This is a genomic window from Kitasatospora sp. MAP12-44 (genome assembly GCF_029892095.1).
In the GTDB taxonomy this organism is placed as follows: domain Bacteria; phylum Actinomycetota; class Actinomycetes; order Streptomycetales; family Streptomycetaceae; genus Kitasatospora.
On the sequence record NZ_JARZAE010000004.1, the window covers coordinates 6469316 to 6482160 of the forward strand.

10 protein-coding genes and 3 rRNA genes are annotated in these 12845 nt (G+C 62.7%); 6 read left to right on the plus strand and 7 right to left on the minus strand.

What is annotated here, in order from left to right:
- The first annotated feature begins 503 nt into the window (after positions 1-503).
- The 3 genes from P3T34_RS29565 (at position 504) to rrf (ending at position 5638) form a co-directional block, all read left to right on the plus strand.
- Positions 504-2025, plus strand: a 16S ribosomal RNA gene (locus P3T34_RS29565).
- Positions 2026-2310: 285 nt separating this feature from the next.
- Positions 2311-5431: ribosomal RNA gene (locus tag P3T34_RS29570) — 23S ribosomal RNA — on the plus strand.
- A gap of 90 nt (positions 5432-5521) precedes the next feature.
- Positions 5522-5638 (plus strand): 5S ribosomal RNA (rrf, locus tag P3T34_RS29575).
- The 16S, 23S and 5S rRNA genes sit together here, the layout of an rRNA operon.
- Positions 5639-5732: 94 nt before the next feature.
- Here rrf and P3T34_RS29580 read toward each other — a convergent pair.
- The 7 genes from P3T34_RS29580 to P3T34_RS29610 form a co-directional block, all read right to left on the minus strand.
- A complete protein-coding gene (locus P3T34_RS29580) occupies positions 5733-5984 on the minus strand; it encodes a hypothetical protein (RefSeq protein WP_280669076.1) in 252 nt (83 codons plus the stop codon).
- 167 nt (positions 5985-6151) lie between these two features.
- Positions 6152-6307, minus strand: a complete 156-nt coding sequence (locus P3T34_RS29585) for a hypothetical protein (RefSeq protein ID WP_280669077.1) — start codon at positions 6305-6307, stop codon at positions 6152-6154.
- A 47-nt stretch (positions 6308-6354) separates the two neighbouring features.
- Positions 6355-6660: a DUF6087 family protein gene (locus P3T34_RS29590; protein ID WP_280669078.1), complete on the minus strand. Its 306-nt coding sequence runs from the start codon at positions 6658-6660 to the stop codon at positions 6355-6357.
- 228 nt (positions 6661-6888) lie between these two features.
- Positions 6889-7758: a cupin domain-containing protein gene (locus P3T34_RS29595; protein ID WP_280669079.1), complete on the minus strand. Its 870-nt coding sequence runs from the start codon at positions 7756-7758 to the stop codon at positions 6889-6891.
- A gap of 82 nt (positions 7759-7840) precedes the next feature.
- Positions 7841-8077 (minus strand): hypothetical protein, encoded by a 237-nt coding sequence (locus tag P3T34_RS29600; RefSeq protein WP_280669080.1) that lies wholly within the window; start codon positions 8075-8077, stop codon positions 7841-7843.
- A 190-nt stretch (positions 8078-8267) separates the two neighbouring features.
- Complete coding sequence (locus P3T34_RS29605) at positions 8268-8519, minus strand: hypothetical protein (protein ID WP_280669081.1); 252 nt, start codon at positions 8517-8519, stop codon at positions 8268-8270.
- Positions 8520-8611: 92 nt separating this feature from the next.
- Complete coding sequence (locus P3T34_RS29610; protein WP_280669082.1) at positions 8612-9094, minus strand: hypothetical protein; 483 nt, start codon at positions 9092-9094, stop codon at positions 8612-8614.
- A 195-nt stretch (positions 9095-9289) separates the two neighbouring features.
- Here P3T34_RS29610 and P3T34_RS29615 point away from each other — a divergent pair, with 195 nt between their 5' ends.
- The 3 genes from P3T34_RS29615 (at position 9290) to P3T34_RS29625 (ending at position 12819) form a co-directional block, all read left to right on the plus strand.
- Positions 9290-10888 (plus strand): IS1634 family transposase, encoded by a 1599-nt coding sequence (locus P3T34_RS29615; RefSeq protein ID WP_280669083.1) that lies wholly within the window; start codon positions 9290-9292, stop codon positions 10886-10888.
- A gap of 148 nt (positions 10889-11036) precedes the next feature.
- Positions 11037-12323, plus strand: a complete 1287-nt coding sequence (locus tag P3T34_RS29620) for an XRE family transcriptional regulator (RefSeq protein ID WP_280669084.1) — start codon at positions 11037-11039, stop codon at positions 12321-12323.
- Positions 12301-12819, plus strand: coding sequence for an NUDIX hydrolase (locus tag P3T34_RS29625; RefSeq protein ID WP_280669085.1), 519 nt, complete (start codon positions 12301-12303; stop codon positions 12817-12819). The genes P3T34_RS29620 and P3T34_RS29625 overlap by 23 nt, the downstream gene beginning before the upstream one ends.
- Positions 12820-12845 lie beyond the last annotated feature (26 nt).

Here is a 12845-nt window from a genome sequence, read left to right on the forward strand (position 1 = left end):
CGTGTGCCATTTCTGCGCCTTGTCGCAGGGGGTTCTGCTTTGCTGCGTCTGCATTTCGGTGGGTGGGGTCGGATTCGCTTTTCGGGGCGGAACCGGGCTAAAGTCTGGGACGTCGGACAGGCCGTCAGGTCGGTTACGGCAAGGCCACTTGAGGGCCGAGGCGGTGCGGAGGACCTGGTAGGGTCGGAGGCACTGCGGCGGGAAACCGCGAAGCAGGAAAGCGAGTGAGAAACGCCGAACGGCGGGTCTGATAAGCTAAAGAAAGAACGAAGCGCCCGGAGATACTGCGAAGGCAGTTCGAAGGAAGTGTCCGTTCCTTGAGAACTCAACAGCGTGCCAAAAGTCAACGCCAGATATGTTGACATCCCCGGCCTTGATCTTCGGATCGGGGTTGGAGATTCCTTTTGAAGTAATACACAGCGAGGACGCAGTGCACGTGGCCACCCTATTCCGGTGGTTGTCGTGCCGCTCAACGCGGGTGTGGGTCGGATTACCGACAGACATTCACGGAGAGTTTGATCCTGGCTCAGGACGAACGCTGGCGGCGTGCTTAACACATGCAAGTCGAACGATGAAGCCTTCGGGTGGATTAGTGGCGAACGGGTGAGTAACACGTGGGAAATCTGCCCTGCACTCTGGGACAAGCCTTGGAAACGAGGTCTAATACCGGATATGACCTGTCCTCGCATGGGGATGGGTGGAAAGCTCCGGCGGTGCAGGATGATCCCGCGGCCTATCAGCTTGTTGGTGGGGTAATGGCCTACCAAGGCGACGACGGGTAGCCGGCCTGAGAGGGCGACCGGCCACACTGGGACTGAGACACGGCCCAGACTCCTACGGGAGGCAGCAGTGGGGAATATTGCACAATGGGCGAAAGCCTGATGCAGCGACGCCGCGTGAGGGATGAAGGCCTTCGGGTCGTAAACCTCTTTCAGCAGGGAAGAAGCGCAAGTGACGGTACCTGCAGAAGAAGCACCGGCTAACTACGTGCCAGCAGCCGCGGTAATACGTAGGGTGCGAGCGTTGTCCGGAATTATTGGGCGTAAAGAGCTCGTAGGCGGCTTGTCGCGTCGGATGTGAAAGCCCGGGGCTTAACCCCGGGTCTGCATTCGATACGGGCAGGCTAGAGTGTGGTAGGGGAGATCGGAATTCCTGGTGTAGCGGTGAAATGCGCAGATATCAGGAGGAACACCGGTGGCGAAGGCGGATCTCTGGGCCATTACTGACGCTGAGGAGCGAAAGCGTGGGGAGCGAACAGGATTAGATACCCTGGTAGTCCACGCCGTAAACGGTGGGAACTAGGTGTTGGCGACATTCCACGTCGTCGGTGCCGCAGCTAACGCATTAAGTTCCCCGCCTGGGGAGTACGGCCGCAAGGCTAAAACTCAAAGGAATTGACGGGGGCCCGCACAAGCAGCGGAGCATGTGGCTTAATTCGACGCAACGCGAAGAACCTTACCAAGGCTTGACATATGCCGGAAACGGCCAGAGATGGTCGCCCCCTTGTGGTCGGTATACAGGTGGTGCATGGTTGTCGTCAGCTCGTGTCGTGAGATGTTGGGTTAAGTCCCGCAACGAGCGCAACCCTTGTTCTGTGTTGCCAGCATGCCTTTCGGGGTGATGGGGACTCACAGGAGACTGCCGGGGTCAACTCGGAGGAAGGTGGGGACGACGTCAAATCATCATGCCCCTTATGTCTTGGGCTGCACACGTGCTACAATGGTCGGTACAAAGGGCTGCGATGCCGCGAGGCGGAGCGAATCCCAAAAAGCCGGCCTCAGTTCGGATTGGGGTCTGCAACTCGACCCCATGAAGTTGGAGTTGCTAGTAATCGCAGATCAGCATGCTGCGGTGAATACGTTCCCGGGCCTTGTACACACCGCCCGTCACGTCACGAAAGTCGGTAACACCCGAAGCCGGTGGCCTAACCCGTAAGGGGAGGAGCCGTCGAAGGTGGGACCAGCGATTGGGACGAAGTCGTAACAAGGTAGCCGTACCGGAAGGTGCGGCTGGATCACCTCCTTTCTAAGGAGCACACGGCCGATTGTGAGCACCTGTCTCGCACGGTCAGCTCATGGGTGGAACGTTGACTATTCGGCACACACGGTTGGTTGATACCAGTACTGCACTTCGGTGCGTGGAACGTATCGGCGGGTCGGGTGTGTCGGGCACGTTGTTGGGTCCTGAGGGAACGGCTGTCATGGTCGTTGCTTCAGTGCCGGTCCCATGGACATCCTCGGCTTGTGTCGGGTGGTGTAGGTGGGTGTCTGGTCGTTGTTTGAGAACTGCACAGTGGACGCGAGCATCTGTGGCCAAGTTTTTAAGGGCGCACGGTGGATGCCTTGGCACTAGGAACCGATGAAGGACGTGGGAGGCCACGATAGTCCCCGGGGAGCCGTCAACCAGGCTTTGATCCGGGGGTTTCCGAATGGGGAAACCCGGCAGTCGTCATGGGCTGTCACCCGTACCTGAATATATAGGGTATGTGGAGGGAACGAGGGGAAGTGAAACATCTCAGTACCCTCAGGAAGAGAAAACAACCGTGATTCCGGGAGTAGTGGCGAGCGAAACCGGATGAGGCTAAACCGTATTGGTGTGATACCCGGCAGGGGTTGCCAATGCGGGGTCGTGGGAAAGTTCTTCAGTCGTCTGCCGGCGGCTGGGTGAGTCAGAAACCGTATGGATAGTCGAAGGACATGCGAAAGGTCCGGCGTAGAGGGTAAGACCCCCGTAGACGAAATCTGTGCGGCTCACTTGAGCTTCTCCCAAGTAGCACGGAGCCCGAGAAATTCCGTGTGAATCTGGCGGGACCACCCGCTAAGCCTAAATATTCCCTAGTGACCGATAGCGGATAGTACCGTGAGGGAATGGTGAAAAGTACCGCGGGAGCGGAGTGAAATAGTACCTGAAACCGTGTGCCTACAAGCCGTGGGAGCGTCGGACACCAGCTTGCTGTGTGTCTCGTGACTGCGTGCCTTTTGAAGAATGAGCCTGCGAGTTTGCGGTGTGTAGCGAGGTTAACCCGTGTGGGGTAGCCGTAGCGAAAGCGAGTCCGAATAGGGCGTTTGAGTTGCACGCCCAAGACCCGAAGCGGAGTGATCTAGCCATGGGCAGGTTGAAGCGGAGGTAAGACTTCGTGGAGGACCGAACCCACCAGGGTTGAAAACCTGGGGGATGACCTGTGGTTAGGGGTGAAAGGCCAATCAAACTCCGTGATAGCTGGTTCTCCCCGAAATGCATTTAGGTGCAGCGTCACGTGTTTCTTGCCGGAGGTAGAGCACTGGATAGGCGATGGGCCTCACCGGGTTACTGACCTTAGCCAAACTCCGAATGCCGGTAAGTGAGAGCGTGGCAGTGAGACTGTGGGGGATAAGCTCCATGGTCGAGAGGGAAACAGCCCAGAACACCGACTAAGGTCCCTAAGCGTGTGCTAAGTGGGAAAGGATGTGGAGTCGCACAGACAACCAGGAGGTTGGCTTAGAAGCAGCCATCCTTGAAAGAGTGCGTAATAGCTCACTGGTCAAGTGATTCCGCGCCGACAATGTAGCGGGGCTCAAGCACACCACCGAAGTCGTGTCATTGCAGCAATACCCCCAACGGGGGCTGTGATGGGTAGGGGAGCGTCGTGTGCCGGGTGAAGCAGCGGAGGAATCCAGTTGTGGACGGTTCACGAGTGAGAATGCAGGCATGAGTAGCGATACAAGAGTGGGAAACTCTTGCGCCGATTGACCAAGGGTTCCTGGGTCAAGCTGATCTGCCCAGGGTAAGTCGGGACCTAAGGCGAGGCCGACAGGCGTAGTCGATGGACAACGGGTTGATATTCCCGTACCCGCTTTGAAGCGCCAACGTCGAACCTCTGAATGCTAAAGCCGTGAAGCCGGCCTGGAGTCTTCGGACGAAGGGACGTGGTGGAGCCGCTGACCCAACAGGGTAGTAGGTGAGCGATGGGGTGACGCAGGAAGGTAGTCCAGCCCGGGCGGTGGTTGTCCCGGGGTAAGGGTGTAGGCCGAGTGATAGGCAAATCCGTCACTCATTAAGGCTGAGACCTGATGCCGAGCCGATTGTGGTGAAGTGGATGATCCTATGCTGTCGAGAAAAGCCTCTAGCGAGTTTCATGGCGGCCCGTACCCCAAACCGACTCAGGTGGTCAGGTAGAGAATACCGAGGCGTTCGGGTGAACTATGGTTAAGGAACTCGGCAAAATGCCCCCGTAACTTCGGGAGAAGGGGGGCCATTCCTGGTGATGAGTCTTGCACTCTGAGCTGGGGGTGGCCGCAGAGACCAGCGAGAAGCGACTGTTTACTAAAAACACAGGTCCGTGCGAAGCCGTAAGGCGATGTATACGGACTGACGCCTGCCCGGTGCTGGAACGTTAAGGGGACCGGTTAGTCCGACTTCGGTCGGGCGAAGCTGAGAACTTAAGCGCCAGTAAACGGCGGTGGTAACTATAACCATCCTAAGGTAGCGAAATTCCTTGTCGGGTAAGTTCCGACCTGCACGAATGGCGTAACGACTTCTCGACTGTCTCAACCATAGGCCCGGTGAAATTGCATTACGAGTAAAGATGCTCGTTTCGCGCAGCAGGACGGAAAGACCCCGGGACCTTTACTATAGCTTGATATTGGTGTTCGGTTCGGCTTGTGTAGGATAGGTGGGAGACTTTGAAGCGGCAACGCCAGTTGTCGTGGAGTCGACGTTGAAATACCACTCTGGTCGTGCTGGATGTCTAACCTGGGTCCGTGATCCGGATCAGGGACAGTGTCTGGTGGGTAGTTTAACTGGGGCGGTTGCCTCCTAAAGAGTAACGGAGGCGCCCAAAGGTTCCCTCAGCCTGGTTGGCAATCAGGTGTTGAGTGTAAGTGCACAAGGGAGCTTGACTGTGAGACCGACGGGTCGAGCAGGTGCGAAAGCAGGGACTAGTGATCCGGCGGTGGCTTGTGGAAGCGCCGTCGCTCAACGGATAAAAGGTACCCCGGGGATAACAGGCTGATCTTCCCCAAGAGTCCATATCGACGGGATGGTTTGGCACCTCGATGTCGGCTCGTCGCATCCTGGGGCTGGAGTAGGTCCCAAGGGTTGGGCTGTTCGCCCATTAAAGCGGTACGCGAGCTGGGTTTAGAACGTCGTGAGACAGTTCGGTCCCTATCCGCTGTGCGCGTAGGAATATTGAGAAGGGCTGTCCCTAGTACGAGAGGACCGGGACGGACGAACCTCTGGTGTGCCAGTTGTCCTGCCAAGGGCATGGCTGGTTGGCTACGTTCGGGAGGGATAACCGCTGAAAGCATCTAAGCGGGAAGCCTGCTTCGAGATGAGTATTCCCACCTCCTTGAGAGGGTAAGGCTCCCAGTAGACGACTGGGTTGATAGGCCGGATGTGGAAGCCCAGTAATGGGTGGAGCTGACCGGTACTAATAGGCCGAGGGCTTGTCCTCAGTTGCTCGCGTCCACTGTGTTGTTCTGAAACAACGACCCCATATCCCCACTTGGTCGGGGGTGTGGTGCGGTTGACAGTTTCATAGTGTTTCGGTGGTCATAGCGTGAGGGAAACGCCCGGTTACATTCCGAACCCGGAAGCTAAGCCTCACAGCGCCGATGGTACTGCAGGGGGGACCCTGTGGGAGAGTAGGACGCCGCCGAACAATCTTTGAATACCAGATAACCCCCATCCGATGATTCGGATGGGGGTTATCTGCGTTTAGCGTTCTACCTGCGGTTCCCTGGTGATCCGTACGATCAACGCATACGCGCAAGCAGCCGTCGGGCTTCGTCTCGAACACCGGGCTCTTCTTCTGACGCCAATATTTCAAGGTGGCCGACGAGTTCGATGGTGCCCTTCTCGGTGAACCAGTGCGGGTTGCAGTCAACCTCTGCGCTGAGCTGGTCAGCGGTCCAATCCTCGGTTGCGCAGGCAAGGGCGGCGAGGACGGAGCGCAGCCCGTGCACGTCTCGGCGTGCCAAGAGCGCTGCGGCTGTCTCTTGCGTCACGCCCGAGTCGTGCGCATCCAGGAGGAGCCTATGGAGGACTCCAGACACGCTGTTGATCTCGGCCGACGCGGCGAGGCGTCGTCCAGCGGCAGCCCTGACGGACCATGACGCCGACTCTGCGTCTCGGACAGCCGCTGTGAGCTCCTGAGCATCCTCAAGGCGTGCGCTCACAGGTCGGCGGCAGGGTAGTCGTCGGAGCCGTGCTCGAAGCCGGCCACCCGGTCGGTGAGCAGCAGCACCGGCAGCGTGGAGCCCGCCTCGCGTAGACCCCTCGTGATCACAGGGCCGAGCTCGGGGTCGTCTTCGAGGACTAGTACGTGCATGGTCATCCATGCTAGGTGCTCGTAAATATGACGAGCGCGGAACGCCGTCAGCACCTACGGTGTCGACCGCTTCCCTTGCGCAGCAACGACACAGGAGTGTCGTCCTGTGGCGGGGCGAACTCGGCACCGCGCCGAACGATCATCGGATAAGCATCGGCGTAGGTATCGGCCACGCCAACCGGCTGCCAGGCTCGACCGTCCCACTCCAGCACCAGGCGCGGTGTGTCCTGGAACAGACCGACCTGCTGGACCTCCGGGGCCAGGCTCAGCGCGTCCCGTGTTCCCGGCGGCCGGTGGTAACTGGCACGCGCGGCATACCAGTCGGAGACGGTTTCGTCGTCGGGTTCGAGCACGGCTGATCCTCTCGCACGGCGTTGGTCCGAGGCTATCGGCCAGCGTCTTTCGGCGGCCAGCTTTCACCCGGCGCCGGACAGGCGGGATGGTGCCAGGCCAACCGAACAGGCCGAAGATCGGTCGCTTCCGCAGGTTCGCGTAGTGCCGGCAGCCGGGCCACCGGCACTTCCTGCGGTGCCTCCCCCCGTCGTCCGTTCCGGGGCGATGCTAAGCCGTCCTCGGCCGCTCTACTTGGGTTCCTGGTTGAGTACCGAGAGCCGCTGTGCTGAGCGAAGACGCAGGGCGGGAGACTCCTCGGGCAGCCTCATCAGCCAATTGCCCAGCGTGTCACGCAACTGGCCCGTCAGGGATAGGAAGTCCTGCCCCCCGAGGTTCGGCGGCAGGGCCTCGCGCAGTTCCTCGTTGTCCTCGCCCAGGTCCAGCAGCCTCCTCAGCGCCCAGTGAACGGTGAGAAGCTGCACACCGAAGGTGATGTGAAGGCTGTGATCCTCCTCGAGGCTCTGGCCCGCGTGGACCCACCCTCGGGGGATGAACAGCACTTGCCCGGCCCGGAGTGTCACCTCGCAATCCGGTTCCGAATTCTCGAACCGAGCCTTGTCGGCTGGGTCGAATCCGATCTTGGACCAGTTGTGATGTTCGAGCGGGTTGCGGAACGTCGGGGCGAAGAGACACCACCGTTTCGCGCCCTCGGCCTGCGCGATGAAGACGTGGTGGCAGTCCCAGTGCCATCCGAATCCCTTCGCGTTACCGGCCGGGGTCAGGTAGAAATTTCCGGTGACCGGGTGACCGAGCATGGAAGAGAGTTCCTTGCAGAACGTCACGATCGGCGGGTACGACCGGTGAAGTCCGTTGAGGACGAGGGTGTCCGTCGGGTGGTCGGCGGACGGTCGCTCGGCGGTCAGGACGCCGTCCCGGACCATGCCGAACCCTCCCGGCCGGATGTCCGGGTCCGCCAGGATCTCGCGGGCTGCCTGGCGGCTGGCGAGCCGTTGCAGGTCCATTGCGTCCCTGTCGTACACCGTGGGGGTTACGGGCCATGCATCACGAAAGCTCTCCGGGTTGTCGACCAGCCTTGCCAGAGCTGTCTGCTGCTGCACGTTTGCTCTCCCTTCTCGTAACGTGGAGAGCGGCGACCGCCCCAGTTGAGTTGGGGCGGTCGCCGCCCATCCAGGGGTTGAGTCAGCCGGCCAGGTGGTCGAACTGCCCAGCCGTGAACGCCGCCTTGAGCTTGCTCAGCTCGCCGGGGGTGCCGGTGATGACGGCGCCCTCGTTGTTGATGTTGGCGATGGCGACCAGGCCGTTCCCGGCGTCGGCGACGGCGAAGCACTCCACCTTGTCGTCCAGGTGGGAGTCACGGGCCACCGACCAGTTCAGGCCGGGGTGCGACGACGGGTTGAATTCCGCGGGCTTGCTCACGTGCGTTCCTCCTCTTGTTGGTGGGGCACGGCAGACGCCGTACCCGTCTGTGGCGAGGCCCTGCCCTGCGGCAGGGATGGTGCCCCGCCCCGGCCGTCCGGGTCCGTCCTGGCCCGTCGACGGGGCGGAGGTGTGCTACCAACCGGTCAGGCGCAGACTGCCGGTTGGGGATCAAGGGGCGATTGCACCGTCACAGCGGTTCCACCTTCGGGACCATCACCATCGGCACGTCTGCCACCAGGCGGAAGGAACGATGCCCGGTGTTGTTCCAGACGTGCACGCGAGCCCATTCCCTCATGGCGTCCGTGCTGCCGAGCGGGCCGGACTCGACTCCGCAGGGCGTTCTGTCCTCGGCTTCCGCCTTGCAGATCAGCACGTAGACCGGTGGGACGTCGCCGGGGTCGGCGTCCGCGCTCAGGATCCACTCACCGAAGGCCGTCACCGTAGCGGACTCACGACGGGCCGTCTCGCTACAGTCGGAGTGCGCCGGGGTCCACGGCTTCGGCGAATTGGTCGTGTCAGTCTCGGTCATCATTAGCCAACTCTCGCTTTGCTTCGGGCAGTTACACGGGCGGCTTCGGCCCTGATCTGGTCCATCGGACCGGCCACCCGGACCGTCCCGGGGTCTGCGGGCCAGGGCTCGCCGCCGGTCGGCGGCGCCATCAGCCACCGTCCGGAGTCGTCCTCGCCGCAGAACTCGCCGACCCTGCCCGCCGACACGTCCACCACCAGGTCACCGGGCGACGGTTCCCAGCGGTGCGAAACGGCGGAGGGGGTGTCCTCGGCAGCCAGGGCGTCAACCCCAGCGCGCAGAACCTCCGCGAGTCGCCGGACGACTTCCGGCGTCGCACCGCCCATCTGAACCAGGACAGTGCCCGTGATGACGGATGCCGACTCGACTGCCAGTGAGGGCAGCGGGCACCTCGCATCTTCGGTCACCTCGCGAAGCTCGGCGCATGCCTCCTCCGCCTGCCGACGTTGCTCCCCGACGAGGCGGGAGAGCAGAGAGTCAGACACGGTCTCACCTCATTTGTCGCTCGCAGCAGTGCACCTGTTGGACTAGCCCCATCCTCCGCACATGACACGTTCGGGTGAATGGTCGGTATGACCGGTGCTTGGGGGCTGGTTGTTCGCTTTGATGGGGGCGTGCCGATATCTCGTTCGCGTCGTTCCCGGGTTCAACGTCCTCGTCTGACGGTGGAGTTGGCTCCCGTGGTGGAGAGGCGTCTGGGCGCTCTGCCTGCCTCTGCCGAGTTTCTGCGCCGGCTGGACGTGGCCGGGATCATCGACGAGCTGTGCCCGATCCGGGATCTGGCCCACCTGACGCACGGGCAGGTCATCGAGGTCCTGGTCGCCAACCGGCTCTCGTGCCCGACGTCGATGGTCCGGGTGGGCGACTGGGCCCGCAAATGGGCCGTCGAGGAGGTCTTCGGCGTGGAGCCCGCACTGCTGAACGACGACCGGCTCGCCCGGGCCCTGGACGCCATCGCACCGCGCCTGGAGGAGATCACCGGCTCGGTCGGCGCGCAGGCCATCGCGGAGTTCGGCATCGACGTCGGGCAGCTCCACTGGGACATGACCTCGATGTCCATGTTCGGCGCCTACGAGGACCAGGAGGACGGATTCCCGCAGGTCAAGTACGGTCACCCCAAGGACCGGCGGGTCGATCTGAAGCAGATCCAGGCCGGGCTGGCCGTCACCCGCGACGGCGGCATCCCGGTCTTCCACCGCGCCTACGACGGCGGCGCCGGCGAGGTCGCCCAGGTCGTCGGCGCGATGAAAGCCCTGCGGAAGATCGCCGACCGCAAGGACTTCCTCCTCGTCGCGGACTCCAAGCTGGTCTCCCACCCGAACATCACCGCGTTGCTGGACGCGAAGGTCGACTTCATCGCCCCGCTCCCGGCCGCCCAGGTGGACGCCGGTGTCTACGCCGCTCTGGACGTGGACCGCGCCGAGCCGGTCAACTACGTCAACGACCGCGACCGCGAGCGGAACACCCCTGCCGACCAGCGCGAGTCTTACCGGGTCCTGGAAGACGTCCACGTCATGGCCGGGCCCCGCAAAAGCGATCCCGTGCACCGGCTGCGCAGGGTCCTGGTCCACTCCACCGGCAACGCCAAGGGACAGCGGGCCGCCCGCACGAAACGCCTGGCCAAGGCCACCGAGGACCTGGACAAGCTGCAACGCTCGGCCGGCGGGCGGTACTACAACACCGCGGCCAAGGTCGAAGCCCGGATCGGTGTCATCGCCAAATCCCGCCGGGTCGCGAACTGCCTGCACACCACCGTCACCACCGACGAGGACGGGCGTCCGTCGCTGGGCTGGACCTTCGATCAAGCCGTCCTGGATGCCCAGGCCGCCGCCGACGGCTGGTACGCGCTGGTGACCCGGCTCACCGCCGAGCAGGCCGACGCCGCCGAAGTGCTCCGGCGCTACAAGGGCCAGGGCGTGGTCGAACGCCGGTACAACGACTTCAAGGGGCCCCTGGCCGTCGCACCGATCTTCCTCGAGAACAACCGCCGCATCACGGCCCTGATCACCGTGATCTGCCTGGCCCTGCTGGTCTTCTGCCTGATCGAACGCCAGGTCCGCCAGGCCCTGGGCCCCGAGCAGACCATGTCCGGCCTCTACCCCGACAACCGCAAGGTCCGCCCCACCGGCCGCATGATCTTCTACCAGCTCGACAGTCTCATGCTCCGACCCGGCACCGCCACCAGCCCACCCACCATCCTCATCAGCCGAGGAGTCGAAGCACACCTGCTCGAACTCCTCGGCATCGACGAAACCCGCCCCCGCTGGCTGGAGACCTAAAACCCCACGTGCGAAGTCACCGACTAGCTGATGCACATTCAACGGTGCCGAGTGCCAGCCGGGAGACTCCGAGGTGGTGACTCCAAGTTGGGGTCAGCTAACCGGCTGTGGGTCTACGATCGGAGCACCGTGTCAGGGGAGCGAATCTGTGGACCAGCAACCACCAGGGCCGCGCGATGTTGTTGCGGGCCTGCTCGGCGATGAACGCCTGTTGGCCATCCTCCGGGCCAGAGACATGGGGGCCCTGTTCAGACTGCTCAACTCCCGCGGAGTCAGTACCCGTCGAATCGCCGCAGCAGTAGAGATCACCCAAGGGCGGCTCTACGACTACATGAACGGCCGCACGCGGGTTGAGAAGCTGAGTATGTTCGAGCAGATCGCTGACGCCGTCCACATTCCCGGCGCCCTGCTCGGCCTCGCTCGACGCCCATGGGAATCCGTGGGTCCGTCGGCTGCCTACAGTGTGCCGCTTGCCGAAGTGCCGGCCGACTCGGACGACCTTTCCGCGATGGATGCCTTCCGAAATGCAGACCGCCAGGCCGGTGGCGGGCGGCTGTACAGCGCTGTAGTCCGCCACCTGACTGTCAGCGTCGCCCCTCGTCTGGTCGATGGAGCAACCGGGCCCAGGGTGTTCGGTGCGGCAGCAGCGCTCACCGAAATGGCCGGTTGGATGGCTCACGACTCGGGCCAAGATGACTTGGCGGCAGCGCACTTCGCTAAGGCGCTGCCGCTTGCCCGCACTTCCGGAGACCTTCCGCTCGCCGCGCACGTTGCCGCAAGCAGCAGCCATCTGGCGCTGCAGTCCGGTGATCCTCACCAGGCGGCGCACTGGGCGCTGGTGGGGATTGAACTTGCACGAAGCGGGCCGCACCTGCCAAGCCTTATGGCTCGCCTGCACACCATGCACGCTCGCGCCCTCGCGGCGACAGGGCAATACGCCCCTGCGACCTACGCACTGGACCAGGCGGGCGTGTCTCTGGAGCTTGCAGCCGACGACGAACATCCCTGGCTGAGTCCGTTTGACCACGCGACGCTTGCCAGCGAATCAGCGCTGGTGTTCGCGGACTTGGGGCAGCTCACCCCTGCGCTTGTGCACGCCGAGCAAGCCGTCAGCCTTCGGGAGGACAGTCGAGCCCGGTCCCTAGCCTTGAGCCGGATCACGCTCGCCTCGTTGCGCGTTAGGCGCGGGGAGCTGGATGCAGCTGTGATCGTCGGGATTGAACTCCTCGCCACCAGCCCAACCCTAGGATCCATTCGGGTCGTCCGACAGCTGGATGGCCTCCGAGATCAACTCAGCCGCCACACTGCCTACCGACCTGTTTATGAGTATCTGGCACGATTCGATGAAGCAAACAGAGCGCGGGCGCTGCTGCTAGCCGACATCATGCCGCCGCTAAGGGGAGGAACCGGTCTTGAGGACACCGCCGACGCCTGACGACCCGGAAGCGTGGAACGCCTATTTGGCCGAGGGGAATGCCAAGCAGGCGCGGAAGCGGGTCGCGGTTGATCTGATCATCAGGGACCGGCGTGGCCGGGTGTTGGTGGTCAACCCGGGCTATAAGCCGGGTTGGGATCTGCCCGGGGGCATGGTTGAGGCCAACGAATCCCCCGAGGCCGCGGGCCGTCGAGAGGTGAGCGAGGAGCTGGGGCTGGACCTCACGCCTCGGAAGCTGCTGGTGGTCGATTGGGTGCCGCCGCACGGGCCTTGGGATGATCAGTTGGCCATGATCTTTGACGGCGGCGAGATCACCGCCGAGCAGGCGACGCAACTCCGCCCTCATGATCATGAGTTGTCGGATGCGGTCATGTTGTCGACTGCTGCTGCCCGCGAGCGGTTGCGTCCCCGGTTGCAGCCACGCTATGACGCTGCACTCTTGGCGCTGGCTGATGGACACGCCCGATACCTGCAGGATGGGCGTCCGATCTTCTGACCCGGACTCGCCGTGCCGCGATGCCC